This window comes from Pseudomonas sp. 15A4 (assembly GCF_016925575.1).
GTDB lineage: Bacteria > Pseudomonadota > Gammaproteobacteria > Pseudomonadales > Pseudomonadaceae > Aquipseudomonas.
Window position 1 is genome coordinate 1058007 of sequence record NZ_CP068986.1, and the last position, 25952, is coordinate 1083958.

The 25952-nt window shown below is 59.4% G+C and carries 26 protein-coding genes and 3 pseudogenes; 15 read left to right on the plus strand and 14 right to left on the minus strand.

The genetic code is table 11. From position 1 onward, the window contains the following. Positions 1-116 precede the first annotated feature (116 nt). Together dprA and JN403_RS04705 are read left to right on the plus strand one after the other, a co-directional pair. A complete protein-coding gene (gene dprA, locus JN403_RS04700) occupies positions 117-1226 on the plus strand; it encodes a DNA-processing protein DprA (protein WP_205485656.1) in 1110 nt (369 codons plus the stop codon). 39 nt (positions 1227-1265) lie between these two features. Beyond that, complete coding sequence (locus JN403_RS04705; RefSeq protein WP_065988020.1) at positions 1266-1823, plus strand: L-threonylcarbamoyladenylate synthase; 558 nt, start codon at positions 1266-1268, stop codon at positions 1821-1823. Between the two features lie 28 nt (positions 1824-1851). On the opposite strand, the gene JN403_RS04710 is transcribed toward JN403_RS04705, so the two are convergent. Continuing rightward, positions 1852-2829 (minus strand): NADPH:quinone reductase, encoded by a 978-nt coding sequence (locus tag JN403_RS04710; protein WP_205485658.1) that lies wholly within the window; start codon positions 2827-2829, stop codon positions 1852-1854. 226 nt (positions 2830-3055) lie between these two features. On the opposite strand from JN403_RS04710, the pseudogene hemF reads away from it, so the two are divergent. Beyond that, positions 3056-3975 (plus strand): annotated as a pseudogene (hemF, locus tag JN403_RS04715) (oxygen-dependent coproporphyrinogen oxidase). Continuing rightward, positions 3975-4805 carry a shikimate dehydrogenase gene (gene aroE / locus JN403_RS04720; RefSeq protein WP_205485660.1) on the plus strand — a complete coding sequence of 277 codons (831 nt, stop codon included), beginning with the start codon at positions 3975-3977 and terminating at the stop codon, positions 4803-4805. Before hemF ends, aroE begins: the two are co-directional and overlap by 1 nt. Before the next feature lie 201 nt (positions 4806-5006). Here the strand turns inward: aroE and choX are convergent, their stop codons facing one another. Continuing rightward, the gene (choX, locus tag JN403_RS04725) at positions 5007-5933 is read right to left on the minus strand and encodes a choline ABC transporter substrate-binding protein (protein ID WP_205485668.1); all 927 of its coding nucleotides are present in this window, start codon (positions 5931-5933) and stop codon (positions 5007-5009) included. 38 nt (positions 5934-5971) lie between these two features. Beyond that, positions 5972-7477: a choline-sulfatase gene (gene betC, locus JN403_RS04730; RefSeq protein ID WP_205485670.1), complete on the minus strand. Its 1506-nt coding sequence runs from the start codon at positions 7475-7477 to the stop codon at positions 5972-5974. A 114-nt stretch (positions 7478-7591) separates the two neighbouring features. Between betC and JN403_RS04735 the strand changes: the two genes are divergently transcribed. After that, entirely contained in the window at positions 7592-8542 is a 951-nt protein-coding gene (locus JN403_RS04735) for a LysR family transcriptional regulator (protein WP_205485672.1), read from the plus strand. A gap of 212 nt (positions 8543-8754) precedes the next feature. Here the strand turns inward: JN403_RS04735 and JN403_RS04740 are convergent, their stop codons facing one another. From JN403_RS04740 to trpB, 3 genes are all read right to left on the minus strand, one after another. Then, positions 8755-9258, minus strand: coding sequence for an anti-virulence regulator CigR family protein (locus JN403_RS04740; RefSeq protein ID WP_205485687.1), 504 nt, complete (start codon positions 9256-9258; stop codon positions 8755-8757). A 74-nt stretch (positions 9259-9332) separates the two neighbouring features. Further along, complete coding sequence (gene trpA / locus JN403_RS04745; RefSeq protein WP_205485690.1) at positions 9333-10193, minus strand: tryptophan synthase subunit alpha; 861 nt, start codon at positions 10191-10193, stop codon at positions 9333-9335. After that, complete coding sequence (gene trpB / locus JN403_RS04750; protein WP_205485692.1) at positions 10193-11419, minus strand: tryptophan synthase subunit beta; 1227 nt, start codon at positions 11417-11419, stop codon at positions 10193-10195. Before trpB ends, trpA begins: the two co-directional genes overlap by 1 nt. 120 nt (positions 11420-11539) lie before the next feature. On the opposite strand from trpB, the gene JN403_RS04755 reads away from it, so the two are divergent. Beyond that, positions 11540-12439: a LysR family transcriptional regulator gene (locus tag JN403_RS04755; RefSeq protein WP_205485694.1), complete on the plus strand. Its 900-nt coding sequence runs from the start codon at positions 11540-11542 to the stop codon at positions 12437-12439. On the opposite strand, the gene JN403_RS04760 is transcribed toward JN403_RS04755, so the two are convergent. After that, entirely contained in the window at positions 12440-12763 is a 324-nt protein-coding gene (locus JN403_RS04760) for a DUF883 family protein (protein ID WP_122534291.1), read from the minus strand. Positions 12764-12945: 182 nt separating this feature from the next. On the opposite strand from JN403_RS04760, the gene JN403_RS04765 reads away from it, so the two are divergent. Beyond that, a complete protein-coding gene (locus JN403_RS04765; protein WP_065987998.1) occupies positions 12946-13161 on the plus strand; it encodes a dodecin in 216 nt (71 codons plus the stop codon). Positions 13162-13322: 161 nt separating this feature from the next. After that, the gene (locus tag JN403_RS04770) at positions 13323-13547 is read left to right on the plus strand and encodes a DUF1161 domain-containing protein (protein ID WP_122623653.1); all 225 of its coding nucleotides are present in this window, start codon (positions 13323-13325) and stop codon (positions 13545-13547) included. An 85-nt stretch (positions 13548-13632) separates the two neighbouring features. Here JN403_RS04770 and JN403_RS04775 read toward each other — a convergent pair. After that, a pseudogene (locus JN403_RS04775) lies at positions 13633-14633 on the minus strand (LLM class flavin-dependent oxidoreductase). A gap of 283 nt (positions 14634-14916) precedes the next feature. Between JN403_RS04775 and JN403_RS04780 the strand changes: the two are divergent. Together JN403_RS04780 and JN403_RS04785 are read left to right on the plus strand one after the other, a co-directional pair. Continuing rightward, on the plus strand, positions 14917-15348 hold the full coding sequence (locus JN403_RS04780; RefSeq protein WP_037017022.1) for an OsmC family protein: 432 nt from the start codon (positions 14917-14919) through the stop codon (positions 15346-15348). Positions 15349-15479: 131 nt separating this feature from the next. Beyond that, a pseudogene (locus JN403_RS04785) lies at positions 15480-15712 on the plus strand (DUF1161 domain-containing protein). 75 nt (positions 15713-15787) lie between these two features. Here the strand turns inward: JN403_RS04785 and JN403_RS04790 are convergent. Then, a complete protein-coding gene (locus JN403_RS04790; protein ID WP_172612998.1) occupies positions 15788-16204 on the minus strand; it encodes a hypothetical protein in 417 nt (138 codons plus the stop codon). Positions 16205-16312: 108 nt separating this feature from the next. On the opposite strand from JN403_RS04790, the gene JN403_RS04795 reads away from it, so the two are divergent. After that, positions 16313-17380 carry an aminopeptidase gene (locus JN403_RS04795; protein ID WP_205485696.1) on the plus strand — a complete coding sequence of 356 codons (1068 nt, stop codon included), beginning with the start codon at positions 16313-16315 and terminating at the stop codon, positions 17378-17380. Between the two features lie 40 nt (positions 17381-17420). Here JN403_RS04795 and JN403_RS04800 read toward each other — a convergent pair whose 3' ends face one another. After that, the gene (locus JN403_RS04800) at positions 17421-18071 is read right to left on the minus strand and encodes an HAD family hydrolase (RefSeq protein WP_205485698.1); all 651 of its coding nucleotides are present in this window, start codon (positions 18069-18071) and stop codon (positions 17421-17423) included. A gap of 8 nt (positions 18072-18079) precedes the next feature. Further along, positions 18080-18628 (minus strand): gamma carbonic anhydrase family protein, encoded by a 549-nt coding sequence (locus tag JN403_RS04805; protein ID WP_205485700.1) that lies wholly within the window; start codon positions 18626-18628, stop codon positions 18080-18082. A gap of 90 nt (positions 18629-18718) precedes the next feature. Between JN403_RS04805 and prlC the strand changes: the two genes are divergently transcribed. Beyond that, positions 18719-20770, plus strand: coding sequence for an oligopeptidase A (gene prlC / locus JN403_RS04810; RefSeq protein ID WP_205485702.1), 2052 nt, complete (start codon positions 18719-18721; stop codon positions 20768-20770). After that, positions 20767-21054, plus strand: a complete 288-nt coding sequence (locus JN403_RS04815) for a YheV family putative zinc ribbon protein (RefSeq protein WP_122534299.1) — start codon at positions 20767-20769, stop codon at positions 21052-21054. The genes prlC and JN403_RS04815 overlap by 4 nt, the downstream gene beginning before the upstream one ends. Before the next feature lie 63 nt (positions 21055-21117). Here the strand turns inward: JN403_RS04815 and JN403_RS04820 are convergent, their stop codons facing one another. From JN403_RS04820 to JN403_RS04830, 3 genes are all read right to left on the minus strand, one after another. Then, positions 21118-22020 carry a hypothetical protein gene (locus JN403_RS04820; RefSeq protein WP_205485705.1) on the minus strand — a complete coding sequence of 301 codons (903 nt, stop codon included), beginning with the start codon at positions 22018-22020 and terminating at the stop codon, positions 21118-21120. Beyond that, on the minus strand, positions 22017-22757 hold the full coding sequence (locus tag JN403_RS04825) for a hypothetical protein (protein ID WP_205485707.1): 741 nt from the start codon (positions 22755-22757) through the stop codon (positions 22017-22019). The genes JN403_RS04820 and JN403_RS04825 overlap by 4 nt, the downstream gene beginning before the upstream one ends. 189 nt (positions 22758-22946) lie before the next feature. Continuing rightward, the gene (locus JN403_RS04830) at positions 22947-23600 is read right to left on the minus strand and encodes a dual specificity protein phosphatase family protein (RefSeq protein ID WP_205485716.1); all 654 of its coding nucleotides are present in this window, start codon (positions 23598-23600) and stop codon (positions 22947-22949) included. A gap of 194 nt (positions 23601-23794) precedes the next feature. Here JN403_RS04830 and JN403_RS04835 point away from each other — a divergent pair, with 194 nt between their 5' ends. Next, positions 23795-24853: a PA0069 family radical SAM protein gene (locus JN403_RS04835; RefSeq protein WP_205485718.1), complete on the plus strand. Its 1059-nt coding sequence runs from the start codon at positions 23795-23797 to the stop codon at positions 24851-24853. A gap of 237 nt (positions 24854-25090) precedes the next feature. After that, entirely contained in the window at positions 25091-25825 is a 735-nt protein-coding gene (locus JN403_RS04840; RefSeq protein WP_122534303.1) for a carbonic anhydrase, read from the plus strand. Positions 25826-25952: the final 127 nt, after the last annotated feature.

The following is a 25952-nucleotide window of genomic DNA, read 5'->3' on the forward strand; positions in this document are numbered from 1 at the left end:
ATCAGCTGTAAATCACTTTTCTCCACCGGCATGCTTCACTTATCAAATTGTTGTTAACAGACTTATCCACAGCTTGGCCCATCGATTGAGGTGGGTCGCGGATCAAGGAAGATCACATGCCGTTGTTCGAAAAGGCCGGTCAGTCGCCGGCTGAGCTGGAAGCCCGTTTGCGTTTGCATCGGCTGCCGGAAGTCGGTCCAAAACGTTTCCACACCCTCATCGATGCATTTGGCAGCGCCTCTGCCGCATTGAGTGCGCCGGCTTCAGCGTGGCGATCTCTACGGCTGCCGGCGGCCAGTGCCGAGGCCCGTCGCAGTGCCGAAGTGCGCGACGGAGCCAGTGCTGCACTGGCCTGGTTAGAGCGTCCGGCCCAGCATTTGCTGATGTGGGACGACCCTGACTACCCTGCGCTGTTGGCAGAAATCCCGGATCCACCGCCCCTGCTCTTTATCGCCGGAAACCGCGCTTTGCTTGATCGCCCGCAGCTCGGAATGGTGGGCAGTCGACGTGCTTCCAAGCCCGGGCTCGACACCGCTGCAGCGTTCGCGAGAAGCCTGGCCGGTGCTGGTTTTGTGATCACCAGCGGGTTGGCGCTGGGTATCGACGGCGCCGCGCATCAAGGTGCGCTGGATGTAAAAGGCGGGACAATCGGCGTGCTTGGCACAGGCATCGAAAAACTTTATCCACAGCGGCATCGCCAACTTGCAGCGCGCATGATCGCCGATGGCGCGGTGATTTCCGAGCTGCCACTGGACGCAGGTCCTCACGCGAGCAACTTTCCCCGGCGCAATCGAATCATCAGCGGTTTATCCCTGGGCGTGCTGGTGGTCGAGGCGAGTGTCGCTAGCGGATCGCTGATCACGGCACGTCTTGCCGCCGAGCAGGGCCGTGAGGTCTACGCGATCCCCGGCTCGATCCATCATCCGGGCGCCAGGGGTTGTCACCAGTTGATCCGTGAAGGGGCGGTGTTGGTGGAAACCATCGACCACATTCTTGAAGCGCTGCAGGGCTGGAAAAACATTGCGCCGAGCCATGACGTCGTTGATAAGCCGTCGACGCCGCTCCATCCGCTGCTCGCCCTCTTGCACGCAGCGCCGCAAACCGGCGAGGCGCTGGCCCACCACAGCGGTTGGCCTTTGCCAAAAGTCCTGGCAGCGCTGACCGAGCTGGAACTCGACAGCAGCGTGGCCTGTGAAGCCGGGCGATGGTTTGCCCGGGCACGCTGAGGTTAAACTGCCCGCCTGCGTAATTTGGGAGAACGGACGATGGTCAGCAGTTGGCGAGTGCAGCAAGCCGCACGAGAAATTCGGGCCGGGGCGGTGATCGCCTATCCAACCGAAGCGGTGTGGGGGCTGGGCTGTGACCCTTGGGATGCGGAGGCGGTGTATCGCCTGCTGGCAATCAAGGCGCGGCCTGTTGATAAGGGCTTGATCCTGATCGCAGACAACATCCGTCAGTTCGATTTCCTCTTCGAGGACTTCCCTGAGCTGTGGATTGATCGCATGGCCAGCACCTGGCCGGGACCGAATACCTGGCTGGTGCCCCATCAAGGCCTGTTGCCGGACTGGATCACCGGAAAGCACGACACCGTCGCCCTTCGGGTCAGCGATCACCCTATCGTTCGCGAGTTGTGCGCCCTGACAGGCCCCTTGGTGTCGACTTCCGCCAACCCGACCGGCCGCCCCGCTGCCCGGTCACGACTGCGCGTTGAGCAGTATTTTCACGAACAGCTGGACCTGGTTCTGGGTGGCAGTCTTGGCGGGCGTCGCAACCCAAGTGTGATCCGGGATCTTGTAACCGCTGAGGTGGTAAGGGCGGGGTAATGCCCTTCCACCGTCTTGCAGGGTGAGATCAAGGCACCAGAATGATCGACCCAACCGTTCTGCGGCCGGACAGTTCGGTATGGGCCTTGGCGGCATCCTTGAGGGCGAACTTCTGGATGTCGTCGACCTTCACTTTGCCGCTGGCGACCATTTCAAACACTTCATCCGCCATCGCCTGCAAAGCTTCCGGGGTGTTCGAGTAAGAGCCTAAGGTCGGGCGGGTAACGTAGAGCGAGCCTTTCTGGGCGAGTACCCCCAGGTTCACCCCGGTCACTGCGCCTGACGCATTGCCGAAGCTGACCAGCAGGCCGCGCAATTCCAGGCAATTGAGAGACGTTTCCCACGTGTCTTTGCCGACACCGTCGTAGACCACCGGCACCTTCTTGCCATCGGTCAATTCCAGTACACGCTGAACGACGTCCTCCTTGCTGTAATCGATCACTTCCCACGCGCCATGCGCTTTGGCGTGCGCGGCCTTTTCTGCCGAGCTGACCGTGCCAATGAGCTTGACGCCCAAGGCGTTGGCCCATTGGCAGGCGATGGAACCCACGCCGCCGGCAGCGGCATGGAACAAAATGGTTTCTTCAGGGCGGATCTCGTAGGTCTGGCGAAACAAGTACTGCACGGTCAGGCCCTTGAGCATAACGGCGGCGCCCTGCTCGAAGCTGATGCCGTCAGGCAGTTTGGCAATGTTCGCGGCCGGCGTCAGGTGAACGTCCCCGTATGCACCCAACGGGCCTGTGCCGTACACCACCCGGTCGCCGACTTTGACGTGGGTGACTTCGCTGCCGACCGCTTCAACCAGCCCCGCGCCTTCGTTGCCCAACCCCGACGGAAATGAAGGCGCCGGGTAAAGGCCGCTGCGAAAGTAGGTTTCGATGAAATTAACGCCAATCGCCTTGTTGCGCACGAGCACGTCTTTCGGACCCGGTGCCGGGGGTTCGAAGTCTACGTACTCGAGCACCTCGGGACCGCCATAAGCCTTGAACTGGATACGTTTTGCCATTTGCTTTCTCCGTCATGGGTCGGAACTGCAGGGGATGACTGTTGATGCGAAAGGGCTCTATCGGACTCCTTCGTCGGCGCTTCGTCAACTGCGGCATCCGCCAGGCCGGTGATATGCTACGGACCGAATTTCGCCGACGGGATTTGCGCAGCGAGGCGTGCTATCAACGCCAAGACTGGCTGAATCCCGCTCCCGACGCACGTTTCAGTTTATGCAGGTACTGCCCATGTCCTTTCGCACCGATGCCGTCAAAGCCTACTTGCTCGATCTTCAGGACCGCATTTGCGCCGCGCTGGAAACCGAAGATGGCAGCGCCCGTTTCGTCGAAGACGCCTGGGAACGGCCTGCAGGCGGTGGCGGACGAACCCGAGTGATCGAGAACGGCCACATCCTCGAAAAGGGCGGGGTCAATTTTTCCCACGTCTTCGGCGCTGGCCTTCCCCCTCGGCCAGCGCCCATCGACCGGAGCTGGCAGGACGAGGTTTCGAAGCCCTCGGTGTGTCGCTGGTGATGCACCCGCATAACCCACACGTGCCGACTGCCCACGCCAATGTGCGGTTTTTCATCGCAGAGAAAGAGGGTGAAGAGCCGGTATGGTGGTTTGGCGGCGGCTTTGACCTGACCCCTTATTACGGCGTCGAGGAAGACTGCATTCATTGGCACCGCGTTGCCGAACAGGCCTGCGCGCCGTTCGGTGCCGACGTCTATCCCCGCTACAAGGCGTGGTGCGATCGCTACTTCCATATCAAGCACCGTAATGAGCCGCGTGGGGTCGGCGGACTGTTTTTCGACGACCTCAACGAGTGGGATTTCGACACCAGCTTCGCGTTCATTCGCGCCATCGGCGATGCGTTCGTCGAGGCGTACCTGCCCATTGTTCAGCGCCGCAAAGACACCCCGTACACGCCTCAGCAACGCGAATTTCAGGAATTCCGCCGTGGGCGTTACGTTGAATTCAATCTGGTGTACGACCGCGGCACCTTGTTCGGCCTGCAGTCGGGTGGCCGCACTGAATCGATCCTCATGTCGCTGCCGCCGCAAGTGCGCTGGGCCTATGACTGGAAAGCCGAGCCAGGCAGTGAAGAAGCACGCCTCACCGATTATTTTCTGCAGGATCGCGATTGGCTGGCTGAGGCAGCACAGTGATGGCCGACCAGTATGTTGTCTTCGGCAACCCTATCGCCCACAGCAAATCGCCGCTGATCCATCGCCTGTTCGCCGAGCAGACCGGTCAGGCCCTCGACTATGAGACCTCACTGGCGCCGCTGGACGGCTTCAGCGCGTTTGCCAAGGCGTTTTTCGAGACAGGCCGGGGCGCCAACGTCACCGTGCCCTTCAAGGAAGAAGCGTACCGGATGGCCGATCAGTTGACCGAGCGCGGTCGTCGTGCCGGAGCGGTCAATACCTTGGCCCTTCAAGCGGACGGGAGCCTGCTGGGTGACAACACGGACGGAGCCGGTCTGGTTCGAGACCTGAAGGTGAATCATGGCATCACGATCAAGGACAAACGCATCCTTGTGCTCGGAGCTGGTGGCGCAGTGCGTGGCGCGCTGGAACCCTTGCTGGCGGAAGATCCCTACGTGCTGGTGGTTGCCAATCGCACGGTAGAAAAGGCTGAACAGCTGGCCCAGGAGTTCGCCGACATCGGCCCGGTGCTGCCCGCAGGCCATGACTGGCTAGAAGAGCCGGTGGACATCATCATCAACGCCACGTCGGCGAGTCTGTCGGGCGAAGTCCCGCCCATTGCGCCCGGCCTGATTCAGCCTGGCGCGACCTTTTGCTACGACATGATGTACGCCAAAGAGCCGACTGCATTCTGCCGCTGGGCCACGGAGCACAGCGCCGGACAGGCAGTGGATGGTTTGGGGATGTTGGTCGAGCAGGCCGCCGAGGCGTTTTACCTGTGGCGCGGCGTGCGACCGGAGTCAGCGCCGGTGCTGGCGGAGCTGCGGCGGTTGATGGTGCAGAACGGATAACGCGTGCGCTCATCCAAGCTCACAACACTGCAGTTCTGCCTGTTTACGCAAAAATTGTGGGAGCGAGCTTGCTCACGAAGACGCCATTTCAGGCGCTGAAGATCTCTCGAATGTACAGACCTCTTCGCGAGCAAGCTCACTCCTACAGACTGATATTGGCCCTGTAGGAGTGAGCTTGCTCGCGATGCTTCTCGTCGGCGCTTACAACTTGGCCTTCACCGCTGGCAGCGCATCTTTGTCGTCAATGGTTTTCACGCCGCTCAGCCATTTATCCAGCACCGCCGGGTTGGCTTTCAGCCACGCTTTCACCGCCTCGGTATTGCTGACCTTCTTGTCCACAACGGTCTGCATGATCGAGTTTTCCATGTCTTGGGTGAAGACCAGGTTGGAAAGCAGCTTGGCCACGTTCGGACAGGCGTCGGCGTAGCCTTTGCGGGTCACGGTGTAGACACTGCCGGTATCGCCGAAGTACCTCTCGCCACCTTTGAGGTAGTGCATGCCTTTGATCTGCACGTTCATCGGGTGCGGCGTCCAGCCAAGGAACACCACGAATTCCTTCTTCTTCACGTTGCGCTGCACTTCGGCCAGCATCGCCTGCTCGCTGGACTCCACCAACTTCCAGTCACCCAGTTCGAACTCGTTCTTTTTGATGATCTCTTGAATCGAAGCATTGGCCGGAGCGCCCGAGCCGATGCCGTAGATCTTCTTGTGGAACTTGTCCGCAAATTTGTTCAGGTCGGCGAAGTCGTGAACGCCCGCGTCATAGACGTAATCGGGAACCGCGAGGGTGAACTCGGTGCCTTCCAGATTCTTCGCGTATTGCGTCACGTCACCCGAGGCGATGAATTTGTCGTAGAAGCCCTGCTGCGCCGGCATCCAGTTGCCCAGAAAGACGTCGAGTTGCCCGTCCTTCAGACCGCCATAGGCGATCGGCACCGCCAGGGTGTCGATCTTGGTTTTGTAGCCCATGCCGTCGAGCAAAAAGCCTGCGGTGGCGTTGGTCGCAGCGATATCGCTCCAGCCTGGATCGGCCATCCGCACAGTGCTGCAGCTAGCGTCGGCGGCATAGGCCACGACGCTGCTCAAGCTCAAGACCCCAACCGCCAGCGTGGTGAACAGCTTATTCATGGTGTGCCCCTTTTTGATTTTCTAGGTGTTGGCAGGGTTCAAGGTTGTGGATAACGGGCCTTGCGCTCCAGGTCGTCGAGATCGATATGGTTGCGCATGTACTGCTGACTGGCGTCGACCAGCGGCTGGTGATCCCAACTCTTCAGCTTGCCGATGGCCAGCGACTCGGCGACGAAGCGCCGGCGACGCTGGCTGGCGAGCACCTGGTGGTGTATCGCCGGAATGTCCCACTTGGCCTTTGCTTCGGCCAGGAACGCAGCGAACAGGTCGCGATGAGCCTCGAATCGACTCAGCTCTTCCTGCTCCTTCGGATCGTTGCGCACGTCATAAAGCAGACATGGGTCCCGTTCCGAATAAATGAATTTGTACGCGCCGCGACGAATCATCATCAGCGGGCTGTTGGTGCCCTCGGCCATGTACTCGCCAAACACCTCGTCGTGGCCGCCCTCACCCTGGAGATGCGGCAACAGTGAACGGCCATCGAGTGGCAAACCGGCGTCCAGCTGACCATCAGCCAACGCAACAAACGTCGGCAACAGGTCGGCGGTGGACACCGCGGCCTGCACGCGGCCGGCCTTGAACTGCCCCGGAGCGTACACCAGCAGCGGCACCCGCGCCGACATCTCGAACCAGTGCATTTTGTACCAGAGCCCGCGTTCGCCCAGCATGTCGCCATGGTCGCCGGAGAACACAATGATCGTGTCGTCAGCCAAGCCTGTTTCTTCCAGGGTTTTCAGCAGTTTGCCGACGTTGTCATCAATGTAGCTGCATGCGCCGAAATAGGCGCGGCGCGCATCGCGAATCTTTTGCTCGGGCAGCGGCTTGTCCCAAAGGTCATAGACCTTCAGCAGGCGCTGGGAATGCGGATCCTGTTCGGACTGGGCCAACGGCGAGTGGGGCATCGGGATTTCGTCGTCGCTGTACAGATTCCAGTAAGACTTGGGAATGGTGTACGGATCGTGGGGATGGGTCATCGACACCGTCAGGCAAAACGGCTGATCGCCGTCTTCGCGGATGTGATCGAACAAATATTGTTGAGCCTTGAACACCACCTCTTCGTCGAAATCTAGCTGATTAGTGCGCACGCAAGGTCCGGCTTGCAGCACCGATGACATGTTGTGATACCACGTCGGGCGCACGTCCGGTTCGTCCCAGTTCACGGCCCAACCGTAGTCGGCCGGATAGATGTCGCTGGTCAGGCGTTCTTCGTAGCCGTGCAATTGATCGGGGCCACAAAAGTGCATCTTGCCGGCCAGCGCCGTGCGATAGCCAAGTCGACGCAGGTAGTGGGCGTAGGTCGGCACATCAGCGGGGAAGTCGGCGGCGTTGTCGTAGGCGCCGATCTTGCTCGGCAACTGACCGCTCACCAAGGTAAAACGCGACGGTGCGCACAGCGGACTGTTGCAATAGGCGGCATCGAACACCACGCCTTCAGCGGCGAGGCGACTCAAGTGTGGCATCTTGATCGGAGAAGTGGCGTAAATCGGCAACATGGGCGCGGCCATCTGATCGGCCATGATGAAAAGAATGTTTTTGCGCTTCATGTATTCGCGGCATCCCATAGTCATTATTTATGCGAAAGTGCTCCGACCGAGGATGGTGCCCATGCCGTCTGCGGTAAAGCCCATATGAGGCAATGCTTAGGATAAGTGCAGCTTATGTTTGAAGCCCTTGGTGCCATGTCACTGGATTTGCTTCGCGGTTTTGAAGCCGCCGCACGGCTGCGCAGTTTTACCGCTGCTGCCATCGAGCTCGGCACCACTCAGCCGGCCATCAGCCAACAAATCAAGCGACTGGAAGAGCAATTGGCGACGCGGCTGTTTGATCGCATCTATCGTGGCATCGAACTGACGGACGCCGGGCAGATTCTCTTCAATCACGTACAGACCGGGCTGGAGTCGATGGACGCTGGCCTCAGCGCAATCACCGAGCAGCATCACCACGAAGTTTTGCAAGTGGCGACCGACTTCGCCTTCGCCGCCTATTGGCTGATGCCGCGGCTGCACCGATTCCACAAGGACAACCCCGACGTCGACGTCAGCCTGGTCACCAGCGAGCGCAGTCACAGCATGCTGCGCGCGGATATCGATGTGGCCGTGTTATTCGGTGACGGGCGATTCAAGCAGGGAGAAAGCCACTGGCTGTTCAGCGAAGAAGTGTTCCCGGTGTGCAGCCCGCAATTGCTGAAGGGGCGCGACTTGCCCTTGCCCACCGAGGCGCTGAAAGATTTCGCCCTGCTGCACCTTCGCGGCGAAGGCGGCAACAACTGGTTCGACTGGAGTGGCGTGTTCCGCGCCCTGAATATCCCCCAGGCACCCGCGCCGGGGCAGCTGCGATTCGACAACTACACGCTGATGATTCAAGCGGCGATCGGCGGCCAGGGCGTGGCCATCGGCTGGCGCCATCTCGTGGATGATTTGCTGGAGCAGGGTTTGCTGTGCCGCCCGATCGAAGCCAGCGCCGTCTCCGGGTACGGTTATTACATCGTCCTGCCGCAACGTAAACGGCGCGTACAGATCGTGCAGCGGTTCGTGGACTGGTTAAGAAGTGAACAGGCGTTGAGCGGGGATTTGCTGAAGGGCAAGGCGCTGCCGTCGATTGCGGTTTAGGGCCTGGTGACAATCTTCGATGCTGGTCTGGCGGCGCAGCGATCCGGGACCAGCAGGCTGTCATTACGGTGCCGCAGATATAGCTGCAGGGACATAAATTGTGGGAACGAGCTCGCTCGCGAATAAGCCAGTACAACCGCTAAGTTTCTAGCGGCTGGAAGGCCCCTTTCGCGAGCAAGCTCACTCCTACTGGTCGTGATACCGAAGCTGCCTTAATTCAGCACGCCATCCAGAATTTCATAAACAATCCCGCTGCCAATGGCGATCAACACAACGTCCGGGCCCAGGCGGCGCCATTCGTAGCCATCGTATTGAGGCAGGTACTGCAGCGAGCGTGGGTCCAGTCGACGGCCGTAACCGCGTGGCAGCGGGTGGCCTTTGATGATGTGGACGCCAGGAGGCAGCGGCTGACCGCGACCGATGACTTCACGGTGTTCGCTGATGGTCCTGCGCACATCGCCGAAGTCCGCAGGAGGACGCCCGCCCCGTTGATTATTGCCACGGTTATCGGGACGCGGTTCGTTGCGATGATCGTTGCCGTTGTTATTGCCATTACCGCGATCGCCCTGCGGACCGCCTGGCTGGCCGTGGTCCTGATGCTGGCCCGGGCCGCTGTCATCGCCGCCGCGTTGATCCGGTGGTGCAGCCTGAACCAGTGCGCTGGCGCTGAGCATCAATACGCCCAACCCGGCGATCAAACGATTCGAGACTTTCATGTGGCGCGCTCCTGAGCAAATTCGGGCAGCAAAAGGGGTTCAGGACGTGGTCCTGAACCCCTTCGCTGTACGGCTTAGTGTGCGGCCAGGGACTGAGATTCCTCTGTATCAGAAACTTTACCCTCGGCTACGCGGGCTTTACGCACGCCTTGCGACAGCTGCGCGCACAGCCCCAACACGCCGCTCACTGCCTGTTCTGGCGATGGCGCGTTGGCGATCTGGTCAATCAGTGCCGAACCGACGACGACACCGTCGGCGACGCGTGCAATGGCTGCCGCTTGTTCCGCCGTGCGAATGCCGAAGCCGACACTGATTGGCAGATCGGTATGGCGGCGCAGGCGTTGCACGGCGTCTTTCACGTGATCGATCGTCGCCGAACCCGCGCCTGTCACGCCCGCTACCGACACGTAGTAAACGAAGCCGGAGCTGCCGTTGAGCACGGTCGGCAAACGAACGTCGTCGGTGGTCGGCGTGGTCAGACGGATGAAGTCCAGGCCAGCATCCTGCGCGGGGTCGCACAACTCGGCGTTGTGCTCCGGCGGCAGGTCCACCACGATCAGCCCGTCGATACCCGACGAATGAGCTTCGGAAATGAAGCGCTCGATGCCGTAGTTGTGGATCGGGTTGTAGTAACCCATCAGCACCAGCGGCGTGACGCTGTCTTCTTCACGAAATTCGCGAACCATTTGCAGCGTCTTCGCCAGGTTTTGCTTGGCATTAAGCGCGCGAATGTTCGCCAGCTGAATTGCCGGGCCGTCCGCCATCGGGTCAGTGAACGGCATCCCCAGTTCGATCACATCGGCACCTGCCTTCGGCAATCCCTTGAGGATCGCCAGCGAGGTGTCGTAGCCCGGGTCGCCTGCCGTGATGAAAGTCACCAGGGCCGCGCGGTTTTGTTCTTTCAGTTCGGCAAAACGCGTTTGCAGGCGGCTCATCAGTGTTTCTCCTGCTGGGACAGATCCAAGTGGTGCATCACGGTTTGCATGTCCTTGTCGCCACGACCGGACAAATTGACCACCATCAGGTGATCCTTCGGCAGCGTTGGCGCGCGTTTGAAAACTTCAGCCAGGGCGTGTGCGGTTTCCAGCGCCGGGATGATGCCCTCGAGGCGGCAGCATTGGTGGAACGCAGCCAGTGCTTCATCGTCGGTGACCGAGGTGTATTCGACGCGACCGATGTCGTGCAACCAGGCATGTTCAGGACCGATGCCTGGATAGTCGAGACCGGCGGAAATCGAGTGGGCGTCGATGATCTGGCCGTCGTTGTCTTGCAGCAGGAAGGTGCGGTTGCCGTGGAGTACGCCCGGAACGCCGCCGTTCAGGCTGGCGGCATGCTTGCCGGTCTCGATGCCGTGACCGGCCGCTTCGACGCCGATGATGCGCACACTCGTGTCATCGAGGAACGGATGAAACAGGCCCATGGCGTTCGAGCCACCGCCGATGCACGCCACCAGACTGTCCGGCAGACGGCCTTCGTGCTCTTGCATCTGCACGCGGGTTTCCTTGCCGATAACGGACTGGAAGTCACGAACCATTGCAGGGTAAGGATGCGGCCCTGCAACGGTGCCGATCAGGTAGAAGGTGCTGTCGACGTTGGTGACCCAGTCACGCAGCGCCTCGTTCATGGCGTCTTTCAGCGTGCCGGTGCCCGCGACCACCGGAATGATCGTGGCGCCCAGCAGCTTCATGCGGAACACGTTGGCTTGCTGACGCTCGATGTCAGTGGTGCCCATGTAGATGACGCATTCCAGGCCGAAGCGCGCAGCCACGGTAGCGGTGGCAACGCCGTGCATGCCAGCGCCGGTCTCGGCGATGATGCGTTTTTTGCCCATGCGCCGCGCCAGCAGGATCTGGCCGATGCAGTTATTGATCTTGTGCGCGCCGGTATGGTTGAGCTCTTCGCGCTTCAGGTAAATCTTCGCGCCGCCACAGTGTTCGGTCAGACGCTCGGCGAAGTACAGCGGGTTTGGACGACCCACGTAATCGCGCTGGAAGTACTCCAGCTCTTTCAGGAACGAAGGATCATTCTTCGCGATTTCGTACTCGCGGTTCAGATCAAGAATCAGCGGCATCAAGGTTTCAGCGACATAACGACCGCCGAAAGCGCCGAACATGCCACGGTCGTCCGGGCCTTCGCGGTATGCAGTTTGAGTCTGGCTCATGTGGACCTCCGGGGATGCGAATAGGGTGAGCCGTCAGGCAGTGATCACACTCTAACCAGCGCCAGCGACGATGAAAACCGATAAGATCGGCGCAACCTGTCAGGAAAACTCACACATCCCATGAGCCGAGACCTTCCGCCCCTCAACGCACTGCGTGCCTTTGAAGCCACCGCCCGGCTAAACAGCGTCAGTCAGGCGGCCGAGCAATTGCACGTGACCCATGGTGCTGTTAGCCGTCAGCTGAAAGTGCTGGAAGAACACTTGGGCGTAAGCCTGTTCAGCAAGGATGGACGTGGCCTGAAACTCACAGATGCCGGAATTCGGCTGCGGGATGCGAGCGCCGAAGCGTTTGATCGTCTGCGCGGTGTCTGTGCCGAGCTTAGCCAGGGCAGCGCCGACGCGCCGTTCGTATTGGGCTGCTCTGGGAGCCTCTTGGCACGCTGGTTCATCCCAAGGCTAGGTCGCCTGAATGCCGATCTTCCCGACCTGCGCCTCCACCTCTCGGCAGGAGAAGGCGATCTTGACCCACGACGCCCGGGCCTGGACGCGCTGTTGATTTTCGCTGAACCGCCATGGCCTGCGGACATGCAGGTCTTCGAGCTTGCCAGCGAGCGCATCGGGCCGGTGATGAGTCCACGTTTCGCCCGGTTCGACGAGCTGCGACACGCCCCGGTCAATGCGCTACTGGGTGAGCCCTTGCTGCAAACCACATCGCGGCTGCAAGCCTGGCCGACATGGGCGACGCAAAACGGCATCGAGCCCGACGCGCTGAGCTACGGACAGGATTTCGAGCATTTGTATTATTTACTGGAGGCGGCCGTTGCAGGCTTGGGAGTGGCGATCGCGCCGGAGCCGTTAGTGGCTGACGACCTGAAGGCCGGACGCCTGGCTGCACCATGGGGTTTCAGTGAAACCCCGGCGCAGCTGGCGTTGTGGGTACCGAAGCGCGCCGCGGATGGACGCGCTCAGCACCTCGCTCGGTGGCTCAAGCAGGAACTCGAGCGATCGGGGCGGGCTTGATCAGCCGCGCTTGCACAGCAGATAAGCTGCCAGCAGGCCGATTGCGCCAACAGCGACGCCTGCGGTGGTCCAAGGGTGCTCTTGGGCGTAATCACGGGTCGCAACGCTGGTTTCGCGGGTTTTGACCTTGACGTCTTCGTAGACATCGCTCAACAGGCTGCGCGAATGGCTCAGCGCGTTTTCAGCATTGGCTTTCAGGTTTTTCAGGGTCTTGCGCGACTCGTCTGAAGCGTCAGACTTCAAGCCTTCCAGCGACTTGAGCAGACTCTCGATCTCGGCTTCCATGCTTTGCAACGACGCTTTACGGGATGACGTGAATGCCATGATTTAACTCTCCTGCTGTAATGAGTGGCGTGTGTTGATTCCGACTACAGGGTTTCGAGAAAGTGCAGTGCGTAATGCGAAGTACCGTTTCTTCTGAACTTTTAGACCGCATTTCGGCACAGAGATAGTGAACACAATCGCTGCGGCGCTGCCACCGCGCAACATCCTTCAGGAGAACTGCCATGTCTGATCATCACACCTACAAAATGCTCGAGCTGGTCGGGTCATCGACCGTGAGCACCGACGACGCGATTCAGAACGCGATTGCCCAGGCTGCCAAGTCCGTAAAACTTATGGAATGGTTCGAAGTACTGGAAACCCGTGGCCACATCGAAGACGGTAAAGTCGGCCACTTCCAGGTGACTATCAAGGTCGGTTTCCGCATCGACAACAGCTGAGCCGCTGAACTTTTACAGTGGCCGAGTGCCACAACCTTCGCTATACATACCGCGCAGTCGTGACTTTTAAGAAGGTTCATGACGCAGGTTCATGTAGTCAGGCCGCCCGATTGGAGCGGCCTTGTTGATCCGAAAATTGCGCCTGACGAGGGGATGTACCGATGAAAAAAGTTCTGTTGGCCATAGGCTTGTTGAGCATTGCGGGCACTACCATGGCCGCCGGCAAGTCGTGTGATGACGTGAAAGCCGACATCGACGCGAAAATTAAAGCCAAAGGCGTTTCGTCCTACACGCTGGAAGCCGTTGAAAAAGGCAGCTCGGCGGACGGCAAAGTCGTCGGCACCTGCGAAGGCGGCAGCATGGAAATCGTTTACAAGCGCGGCTGATACCGGCCCGCTGGCACAAAAAAACCGACGCATCTGGCGTCGGTTTTTTTGTTTATGACAGACAGCTCCAGCGCGTAATCCTGAATCAGCCCTTAGCTGCTTGCGCCAGTATCTCGTAAGAGCGCAGGCGATCGGCGTGTTCGTACATGTCGCAGGTGAAGATCATCTCGTCAGCGTCAGTCTGCTCAAGCAGCACGTCCAGCTTGGCGCGAATTTTTCCGGGCCACCGACGACCGCCAGTCCCAGGAAATCCATCACCGCGTCGCGCTCATGGGGCAGCCACAACCCATTCATGCTCTCGACCGGCGGCTTCTGCATCAGGCTCTGCCCACGCATCAGGCTCAGGATGCGTTGATACACCGACGTCACCAGATACTCGGCGCGCTCGTCGGTCTCTGCAGCGGCCAGTGGAACGCCGAGCATCACGTAAGGCTTGTCGAGGACCTCCGAAGGCTTGAAGTGGCTGCGGTAGACGCGAATCGCTTCGTGCATGAAACGTGGCGCGAAGTGCGACGCGAATGCGTACGGCAGCCCCCGCTCACCGGCCAGTTGAGCACTGAACAGGCTAGAGCCCAGCAACCAGATCGGCACGTTGGTGTTGGTGCCGGGCACAGCGATGACCCGTTGATGAGGCTGACGCGGCCCGAGGTAGTTGACCAGTTCAGTCACGTCATCCGGGAAATCATCGGCACTGCCGGAGCGCTCGCGACGCAAGGCGCGAGCGGTCATCTGGTCGGAACCCGGCGCGCGGCCGAGGCCAAGGTCGATACGCCCCGGAAAAAGGCTTTCCAGCGTGCCGAACTGCTCGGCGATCACCAGCGGTGCGTGGTTGGGCAACATAATCCCGCCCGACCCGACCCGGATGGTCGATGTGCCACCGGCCAGATAGGCCAGCAAAACAGAAGTGGCCGAACTGGCGATGCCGTCCATGTTGTGGTGCTCGGCCACCCAGAAACGGTTGTAGCCCCATTTCTCAACGTGTTGCGCCAAGTCCAGGGCATTTCGCAGCGATTCTGCCGGCCCTTTGTCTTCACGGACGGGCACCAGATCGAGCGTCGAAATCTTCACATCAGCTAATCGTTTCATAGGCCGTTGTTGATCCTCTTGGGCTTGAAGCGGTGTATCCATCGGGGACATCACGCGAGCAAACCGGCATTAAGACTAAATATTTGCGTTAAGCCATAGAATAAGGGCGTATTTCAGAGTTGCAATGGGCAACGCGAAATTTCCTACTAATTTGGTCGGAATTAACATTGCGTCGGTCCGCAAAAAAGCACGTGCGGCATACGCGTTGAACTAAGTCCCGCCTACACTCCTCAGAACTTTGGTCCGCGTGCGAGCGAAATCGCACTTTTCATGAGGAGACACCATGAGCATCGTCAAGAAAGCATCCGCCCACTGGGAAGGTGACCTGAAGTCGGGTATCGGCAGCATCTCTACTGAAACCGGCGTCCTGCGCGAAGCGCCTTACGGCTTCAAGGCCCGTTTCGAAGGCGGCAAGGGTACCAACCCGGAAGAACTGATCGGCGCAGCCCACGCTGGCTGCTTCTCGATGGCACTGTCGATGATCCTCGGCAATGCGAACCTGAAAGCCGACAGCATCGACACCACCGCTGACGTTACCCTGGATCAAGTCGACGGCGGTTTCGCGATTACTGCGGTACACCTGACACTGAAAGCCAAAATCCCTGGCGCCACCCAGGAACAGTTCGAGAAGCTGACCAACGATGCGAAGGAAGGCTGCCCGGTTTCGAAAGTACTGAACGCCAAGATCACGCTCGATGCCACCCTCGTGAGCTGATTCGCGTTACTGTTGCATTTGGTGGCCCGCAATTGCGGGCCATCTTCGTTATGGACGCGCCAGAACCGGCGTGCGCCCCCACGGTCACATGCAAGGCCGATGCGTATCGCACGGTGTCGAAGGAGTCGATCATGAAACGTATCGCCGCAATCCTGATTTTCGGAGCGCTGAGCACCAGCGCTTTCGCTGCACCCAAGCCATGTGAAGAGCTAAAAGCTGAAATCGAAACGAAGATTCAGGCTCAGAGCGTCAGCTCATATACGTTGGAGATCGTGGCCAATCAAGACGTCACCGACCAGAGCATGGTCGTCGGTACTTGCGAAAACGACACGAAAAAATCATCTACCAGAATAACGGTCGTTAGTCCGGGCGTGAGCTGGAGTATTTCGTAGGCTGTGTGCAAGCCATCTCGTGTGCGCGGCGAGGCCTAGATAACGCGTCAAGGGATGCAGAAAATCTCCCCCTCCTCCGCGAGCACATTGCGCTGCTCGTCCCGCAGCTGCGCGTCGATGTCGTTGGTGATATTGCGCACGTCGAGGCGATAGCGGTGGCCGGCCTCGAAGCGGTCGTAGTTGATCGTCACGTAGCAGGTTCGCTCGTTGTAGATGTCCATAGACAAACCCATCGCACCCGGCGCGTATTCGTAGTCGTAACGCACTTCCAACTTGTGTTTGCCGGGCGTCACCTGAAAGAAGCGACCGTCGTAGGTGCGCACGCCGTCGAGCTTGTCGGCCATCAGGGTTTTGCCGGTGAACGTATGCAGGTCGACCCACGCCTGCTGGGGATCAACCGCGGGCAGCGGCCCCGCGCATCCGGCCAGAAGACTCAGGGCAATGATGGACAGAGGCAAGCGCATGACGAACTCCGCAATGGGGCAATTGGCGATGATGGTTGCGTCAGAGGCGGGCTGTCCGGCATAACGCTGATGTGTAGGCATCATGAATATCGACGTTAAGGCAGCTGCATGATTCGATCAAAAAAGGCCTGGCTGCAACGTGGCTTGCCGATGCTCGCAACTTTACTCCTCGGCGGCTGTTCCAGTCTTTCCTATTACTCGCAACTGGCCAGCGGCCAGATGGCCCTGCTGCGAGCGCGCGAGCCGGTTGCCGACGTCATCGCTGACCCGAATCGCGACACCAAGTTGCGAGATCACCTCCTCAAGTCGCAGCAGGCTCGTGGGTTCGCGACCGAGCATCTGCACCTGCCGGATAACCGCAGCTACCGCCTTTACGCTGACATCCATCGCCCGTTCGTTGTCTGGAACGTGTTCGCGACCGGCGAATTTTCCCTTGATCCTGTCACCCATTGCTTCCCCATTGCCGGGTGCGTGGCCTATCGCGGCTATTACACTCAAGGCGCCGCGCGCGGGGATGCGGCTGTGCAGAAGCTTGAGGGAAAGGACGTGTATGTCAGCGGCGTGGAGGCGTATTCGACGCTTGGCTGGTTCGATGACCCGATCATGAGTTCGATGATGAACTGGGGCGATGAGCGACTGGCCACGCTGATCTTCCACGAGCTGGCGCACCAGCGGTTTTACGTGAAGGACGACAGCGAGTTCAACGAGTCCTACGCCAGTTTTGTGGAGCAGGAAGGCACCCGCCAGTGGCGCGCGGCGCGTGGTTTACCTGCCGAAGGAGGATCTTCGGAAGCCCGGCGACGTGATCAACTGACCGAATTGGTCCTCGTCACCCGCGATCGGCTGAAGGCGCTGTACGCCGAGCCGCTGAGTCCGCAGGTGATGCGCGAACGCAAGGCCGCGGAGTTCGAGCGTCTGCGCAGCGAGTATCGGCAGTTGCGCGACAGCCAATGGGGCGGCGACACGCGTTTCGACGGCTGGGTGTATGCGCCGATGAACAACGCACGCCTGTTGCCCATCGGTTTGTACGATCAATGGGTGCCGGCGTTTGAAGCGTTGTTCAGGCAGGTCAACGGCGACTGGCCCGCGTTCTATTCGGCGGTGGAAAAGCTGGGCGGATTGCCCAAGGATGAACGCAAGGCGGCGCTGGAACGGCTGGCTAAAAAATCCACGTAATGCCGGCGCCGTTGTGATCGTTCCTACAGATTGAGTGTTCTCAGCTTCTGAGAAACGCCTCATGCAACGCGCCCACCGAATCAAAATGATACGTCGGCGCTTCGGCCTCCAGCTCCTCCCGACTGCCAAACCCATATCCCACCGCCGCCACGTCCAACCCGTTGCGCTTGCCGCCAATCAAATCGTGTTTGCGGTCGCCGATCATCAGCGTCTGCTTCGGGTCGAGCTGCTCTTCGTCCAGCAAGTGCCGGATCAGCTCGACCTTGTCAGTGCGGGTGCCGTCCAGCTCGCTGCCGTAGATCACCTTGAAATGGCGCGCGAAGTCGAAATGCCGGGCGATTTCATGGGCGAACACCCAAGGCTTGGACGTCGCGATGAACAGCGTACGGCCCTGATCCGAGAGCATGTCGAGCAGTTCGAAGATGCCGTCGAACACCAGATTCTCGTACAGCCCCGTCACCTTGAAACGCTCGCGGTAAAAGCCCACCGCGTCCCAGGCCTTCGCTTCGTCGAAATCGTAGGCGCGCATGAATTGCTGCAACAGCGGCGGGCCGATGAAATGCTCAAGCCGGGTGATGTCGGGTTCGTCGATACCCAGCTTGCTCAAGGCAAACTGGATGGACCGGGTGATGCCTTCGCGCGGATCGGTCAGGGTGCCGTCCAGGTCGAACAGAATATTCTGGTAATGCATGGGTGCTCTCAGCAGGGATTGTCGAAGCCTTCGGCCAGATGCTGGTCTTTCAGCTTCACGTAATTGGTCGCGCTGTAGGGAAAGAAGGCGATCTCTTTTTCGGTCAGCGGGCGCACCTGCTTTACCGGACGCCCGACGTAGAGAAACCCGCTCTCGAGGCGTTTGCCGGGCGGCACCAGACTGCCCGCGCCGATGATCACCTCATTCTCCACCACCGCGCCATCCATGATCGTGGTGCCCATGCCGATCAGAATGCGATTGCCGACGGTACAGCCGTGCAGCATGACCTTGTGGCCGATGGTCACCTCATCGCCGATCAACAGCGGGAAACCGTCGGGGTTGAAAGGGCCGGCGTGGGTGATGTGCAGCACACTGCCGTCCTGCACGCTGGTGCGCGCACCGATGCGGATGCGGTGCATGTCGCCACGGATGACGGTCAGCGGCCAGACCGAACTGTCGGCGCCGACTTCGACATCGCCGATCACAATCGCCGAATGATCGACAAAGGCCCGCTCGCCAAGGGCCGGGGTGTGGTTTTGGAACGTGCGAATGACCACGATAGGCTCCTTCTCTGGCGCCGATAGCTGCGGTCGGCGCTGATTGTAATTAAGATGCGTGGGTGTTTCTTTTAGCCAAGGTGCCAAACCGTGAGCGCGAACAACCCTCTGTTGCAATCCTACGACCTGCCACCTTTCTCGGCGATTCGCGCCGAGCATGTAAAACCTGCCATCGAACAGATTCTCGCCGACAACCGCGCCGCGATTGCCGACATCCTCGCCAAGCAAGGTTCGCAGCCTACATGGGCTGGCCTGGTGCTGGCGATGGACGAACTCAATGATCGCCTGGGCGCCGCCTGGAGCCCGGTCAGCCATTTGAACGCTGTGTGCAATAGCGCGGAACTGCGCGAGGCCTATGAGTCTTGCCTGCCGGCACTGAGCGCCTATTCGACCGAAATGGGCCAGAACCGCGAGCTGTTCCAGGCCTTCGAAGCCTTGGCCAACAGCCCGGAAGCGGCCAATTTCGACGTCGCCCAGAAGACCATTCTTGAACAATCGCTGCGCGATTTCCGCTTGTCTGGCATCGACCTGCCGCCAGAACAGCAAAAACGCTATGCCGAAGTGCAGAGCAAGCTGTCCGAGCTGGGCAGCCAGTTCTCCAACCAGTTGCTCGACGCGACTCAAGCCTGGAGCAAGCACGTCACTGACGAAGCCGCCCTCGCCGGCCTGACCGATTCGGCCAAGGCGCAAATGGCCGCCGCAGCCCAGGCGAAAGACTTGGAAGGCTACCTGATCACGCTCGAATTCCCGAGCTACTACGCTGTCATGACCTACGCCGAAGACCGCGCGCTGCGCGAGGAAGTTTACGCGGCGTATTGCACCCGCGCGTCAGACCAGGGCCCGAACGCAGGCAAAAACGACAACGGCCCGATCATGGAGCAGATTCTCGATCTGCGTCAGGAGCTGGCCAAACTGCTGGGTTTTGCCAGCTTCTCCGAGCTGAGCCTGGCCACCAAAATGGCCGAGTCCAGCGATCAGGTTCTCAGCTTCCTGCGTGATCTGGCCAAGCGCAGCAAGCCGTTTGCCGCTCAGGATCTGCAGCAGTTGAAAGCCTATGCCGCCGAACAAGGCTGCCCGGACCTGCAGAGCTGGGACAGCGGTTTCTATGGCGAGAAGCTGCGCGAACAGCGCTACAGCGTTTCCCAAGAAGCCCTGCGCGCCTACTTCCCGGTCGACAAAGTGCTCACCGGCCTGTTCGCTATCGTACAAAAACTGTACGGCATTGAAATCGCCGAGCAGAAGGGCTTCGACACCTGGCACCCGGACGTCCGCCTGTTCGAAATCAAGGAAAACGGCCAGCACGTCGGGCGCTTCTTCTTTGATCTCTACGCCCGCGCCAACAAGCGTGGCGGTGCGTGGATGGACGGCGCCCGCGATCGTCGTCGCACGGCTGAAGGCACGCTGCAAAGCCCGGTCGCCAACCTGGTCTGTAACTTCACTCCGGCGGTCAGCGGTAAGCCGGCGTTGCTCACCCACGATGAAGTCACCACGCTGTTCCACGAATTCGGACACGGTCTGCACCACCTGCTGACCCGCGTCGAACACGCGGGTGCGTCGGGGATCAATGGCGTTGCCTGGGATGCTGTCGAGCTGCCAAGCCAGTTCATGGAAAACTGGTGCTGGGAGCCGGAAGGTCTGGCGCTGATTTCCGGCCATTACGAAACCGGCGAGCCGCTGCCTCAGGACCTGCTAGAGAAAATGCTCGCCGCGAAGAATTTCCAGTCCGGCCTGATGATGGTCCGCCAACTGGAATTCTCGCTGTTCGACTTCGAATTGCATGCCACCCATGGCGACGGCCGTACCACGCTGCAAGTGCTCGAAGGCGTGCGTGACGAGGTGTCGGTGATGCGTCCGCCTGCGTACAACCGCTTCCCGAACAGCTTCGCGCACATTTTTGCTGGCGGTTACGCGGCGGGCTATTACAGCTACAAGTGGGCCGAAGTGTTGTCTGCCGATGCGTTCTCGAAGTTCGAGGAAGAAGGCGTGTTTAACGAGCAGACCGGCCGAGCGTTCCGTGAGGCCATTCTGGCGCGGGGCGGGTCCCAGGCGCCAATGGTGCTGTTCGTCGACTTCCGCGGACGTGAGCCGTCGATTGACGCACTCTTGCGCCATTCGGGCTTGAGTGAGGAAGCGGCAGCATGACCGAGACACCGCGGGTGATTACCAAGAAACGCTTTATCGCCGGGGCGGTCTGCCCGGCGTGCAGCGAGCCTGACAAGTTGATGATGTGGAACGAAGACGACGTGCCGCACCGTGAGTGCGTGCACTGTGGTTATTCCGACACCCTCAACGCGCAGGGGCAATCGATCCCGACAGAACTTGGCACGCGGGTGAACAAGCCTGCGGTGAAGCCGGCCGATCCCAAGGTGCAAGGCGTGCAGTTTTTCCCGAATCCGAAGCTGAAGAAACCGGTTGATCCGAGTTGACGTGATCTCGGATAAAGAAAGGGATACCCGTCGTGGGTATCCCTTTTTTGTAGCGTTTGTGGATTACTGTGCGCCGCCGATATAACCGAAAGAGATTTTGCCACCGATGGCCTTGGTGTAATTCGTCACTTTGACGTCGCTGTTTGAATAGCTGCTGTTGAAGCTCGGGATGACCACGGGAAGGGTAATGTCGCGCAGAATCTCGACAGTCGTCCGCCCCTCGTTGAAATTGCCTTGAGGATGGCCCGTGAGCGTGAAAGACGCACCCGCTTTGGCTTTGATGATGCGGGCCGACTTGATTTCATCGTTGGAGCAGCCAAAGCTGTTGCTCTTCATCTTCATGGTGTAGCTCGAACTGAAAGGAATCACGCAATCCAGGTTCTGACTGGCGTTAGTGCCCTCGTAAAACGCCACGGATGCGTCCGAAAAGTTGGTGGGTGTCCGGCCAATGACAATGCGCGACGTCTTTCCATCAAGCCCGTTGTTGCGGTTATAAACGGCTTGGTAATTGCTGTTGCTCGCGTCGGACTCGAAGCTCGGGATGACCACACGTTCCCCAATTCCAATGTTGCGCTTCACATCGATGGTGATGTGATCGTCCTGAGTATTGCCACTGCCACTGTCGAACAACTGAATGCGGGTTCCAGTGGCAACACCCGACAAGGACATCGACCTCGCCTCATCGTTTTCACAACCGTTGGCCTTGCGATCAACCACCCCGGTTCGGACAGGGATCACGCAGACAATGTCTTGTGACCGGCTTGCATTTCGACCTTCATGCAAAAAGATGCCGCCATTGTTGAGCGCAGCGGTGTAACGCTCTGCCTCACCGCTCTTGTAATTGTTGATACCAACGTAGTTGGGGCCAACACCACAGTTGTGCTGGCGGCGCTTGAGGTAAGTCAGGTTGTTGTCGTAGCTGGCCGAGTCGAAGACGGTAGAGGTGCCCGGATGAAACTGATTCATGAGGAACAACCTTTTCCATTGCTTGCCCGTCGAGCTGGCAACCTTTTCGGTGTTGAGCGGCAACCCGTCCCAGCGCGTGGGGCAAGACCAGTCGTGAGTTCTTTCAATGCTGCTGGCAACGTTCCCCAGCGTGTCCCACTTGTTCTGCACAATCCAATCCTGATCAAACATGACCGTGATCTTTTTCCCTGAACCCAGTAGTCGCCTGCGACCTCGCGTTTGTCTGTGAACAGGATCAGGCGGTTATTGCGTGCCGCCATCTGGTTGATCGTCGGCCACTGATTCGCAGCGAAGTTTGCCGGGTCGAATGAAACGCTCGACAGCTCCGGCAAGGTATTGAATACCTCCTGAAGGTGCTCCCGCTTCACGTACGTTTCAAGGAACAACGTAACCACCTCACCTGGATTTTTTTGCAGGAAAGGCAGGAATTCGTTTTTTAAATGTGCGGATAACGGCCCATAGCAGGCAAGTTTCTGATGGCACACTTTGATACGTTCTTCGGGGCGAGGGTTTGAACCTTCGACGTAGAGATCAAGCATGAAACCCCGGACGCCATCGTTGAGTTGGGCCGGCATTTCCTTCAGGTTTTGGTTGATCTTTTCATAGGAATTGTGGGTGGTGACCCAACTGTATTCATTGAAGGGTTTATCACGCGAATCGAGCGTCGTCGCGTAGGCGTTGAGCGTGCCGATGCTAAAGAGCGTCGCCAGCGCACACGCCGGGTAATTGAATGTCATTGTCGAAATCCTTTTCGATTGGGTGTTTCTGGTAAACGTTGCATGGCTCCATGCCGTGATTGGCATGTACTGAGTAATAGTTTTGTTTTGCGTGAGTGCAAACTTCACGCTGTTCAGTTGTATTGCAAGATGCAAAGGTGATGAGCGCTGTTAGATGCCGTGGATTGCCAACGGTGGTCATGCATATCGCTAGTTGATCATGCCCGCTTTGCGCGAAAAGCCTTTGATCGCACAGAGGCTAAACACGCTAGTGCTGCACGCACCCGCGTCCATTGCCGACTTCAGTGCCGCCACATCGACGTTGTCGATGTAGGCAATCCCGCGCTTGAGGCTGTCTTCGTCGCCATAACCACCATGTTCCATCTCATCCAGCGCCGCTTGCTTGCTCCAGCCCTGGGCAACGATGCGGTACATCGCTGCCACCAAACCAGTGCGGTCCAGCCCGTGCTTGCAGTGAATCAGCACCGGCCCGTTTTGCTGCGCGGTCTGGATGGCGCGCAGACTCTCGATGACATCGGCATCGTCAATGTGCACCACCTGCAGCGGAATCTGCACCTGCGCCACGGAGGCATCGGTCAACCATTTGCTGTCACTTTCCTTGAGGAAATTGATCACCGTGTGAACGCCAAGCCGCTGCAGAAGCGGCTGTGCTGCGGCGTCCGGCTGACGACTGCGGTAAAGCGTGGGCGTTATCTGGTAGAGGTTGTAGTGCGGGTCGACAAGTTGCGCCCACTGCGCCGGGCGTGACGATTGCGCGGATGAAGCATCCTCGGCTTGAGCGAGAGACACAGAGGATACGGTCAACAGCAAGAGGAGTTGAGCAGCGAGCGGGCGAAGGCGCATGGAAGACGTACCGTGGAAACAAGCCGTTTATCGATGAGGCAAGTTTTCGCCGCGCAGGGTCAAGGCGCTGTGAGGGGGGTGTCAAAAGATAGTGAAAGCCGTTGATCGGCGCCAGAGTGTTTTTCCGGGGCGGCGCGTTAACGGCATGAGCGTTTCGCGATACTGTATGCATAACCAGTTATCAAGGAGCCGTCATGTCCATTCAGTTGCCCCCACGCGGGCGCGGCACTGCGACCAACCCCTACAACCGCTTCGCCCCCAACCGATCGGTGGCCGAAGACGACGGCTGGTATCAGGAAGTACCGCTGACCCAAGCCACCACCGTCACGCTGGAAACCGCCAAGAGCATCATCGCGCGTAACTCATCGCCCGACATTCCTTTCGACCGCTCGATCAATCCTTACCGAGGATGCGAGCACGGTTGTATTTATTGCTACGCCCGGCCGAGCCACGCCTATTGGGACATGTCGCCGGGGCTGGACTTCGAGACCAAATTGATCGCCAAAACCAATGCTGCCGCTCTGCTGGAGCAGCAGCTGTCCAAGCCAGGCTACAGCGTTGCGCCAATCACTCTGGGGGCGAACACCGATCCGTATCAGCCCATCGAGCGCGAATACACATTGAGCCGGGCGACGCTGGAAGTGCTGCTGCGCTATCGCCATCCGGTGACGATCATCACCAAAGGCTCGCTGATTCTTCGGGATCTGGACCTGCTGGCCGAGCTGGCGAAGTTGCGGCTGGTGTCGGTGTTCATCAGCCTCACGACCCTGGACGACGAGCTCAAGCGCATCCTTGAACCCCGGGCTGCCGCGCCCAAGGCCAGGCTGCGGGCGATCCGGGTGTTGCGTGATGCCGGTGTCCCGGTGGGCGTGTTGCTGGCGCCGATGATTCCGATGATCAATGACATGGAGCTGGAGAAGCTAATGGCCGAGGCCAAGGCCGCTGGCGCGTTGAGTGCGAGCTACGTGATGCTGCGCCTGCCGATGGAGGTTGCGCCGCTGTTCGAAGAGTGGCTGCAGGCGCATTATCCGCAAAGGGCCGAGCACGTCATGAGCCTGGTTCGGCAGAGCCGAGGCGGCGAGGTGTACGACAGCCGTTTTGGCTCGCGAATGCGCGGTGAGGGGGTATTCGCTGAGTTGCTGGCGCAGCGTTACAGCCTCGCGACCAAGAAGCATGGCTTGAACCGCCGGGAAAGTTTTCAGCTCGACTGCAGCGCGTTTTGCCCACCCGGCGGTCAGATGTCGCTGCTGTGACTCGGATGGCGTCTTAACTGTGTTCCACCACAACAGCCGCTTGCGGTTTAGATTTTCTAAAGCGAGACCCGCGATCTAGAGCCACGCATTCAGTTTCAATTAAGTTTGCGTCGTTAAGGTGAGTCGGAAGTGACCGATTGGTCTTGTAGGAAAAGATACGCAAGAAGACCAGAAAAAAGTGGGTCATCCACAGGATTCGCCGGAAAATCCACTTAAATCCGTCAGAGAGGATGAAACATGAGTGACCAGGATAAGCAGCCTCAGGCTGCGACGACAGGCGTAACGCCTCAGGTGGAAACCGCCGAAATGGCGTTGAAGCAGATCGTTGATGGCTTCAAGCATTTCCGCCATGACGTCTTCCCTCAGCAGGAAGAACTGTTCAAGAAACTCGCCACCGCCCAACATCCCCGGGCCATGTTCATCACCTGCGCGGACTCGCGCATCGTCCCGGAACTCATCACCCAAAGCTCCCCGGGTGACCTGTTCGTCACCCGTAACGTGGGCAACGTTGTCCCGCCGTACGGTCCCATGAATGGCGGCGTTTCTACCGCTATCGAATACGCCGTACTGGCTTTGGGCGTGCAGCACATCATTGTCTGCGGCCACTCCGATTGCGGGGCCATGCGCGCCGTTCTCAACCCCGACACGCTGGAAAAAATGCCGACGGTCAAAGCGTGGCTGCGCCATGCCGAGGTCGCCAAGACCGTTGTGCAGGACAACTGCAATTGCACTGGTGAGCATGAAACCATGCACGTGCTCACCGAAGAAAACGTCATCGCGCAGCTGCAACACTTGCGCACGCACCCCTCCGTGGCGTCCAAGCTGGCCAGCGGTCAGTTGTTCATCCATGGCTGGGTCTACGACATCGAAACCAGCGAAATCCGCGCTTACGATGCCGAGCAGGACTGCTTCCTCGCGCTGGATGGCGACCACCCGGTGCCCATGGCGTCGATCCCCCGCGGGCGATATTAATCGCCGGCTGACCCGCTGCGCCTGAGCGCAGCGGCGTTGGCCCTGACGGTTCCACCTCATACAAGCTCGTAGCGGCCGCACATAGCGCGTGCCGCCGGGCGTCGTCACGTCTGAATTCCGGAGAGTC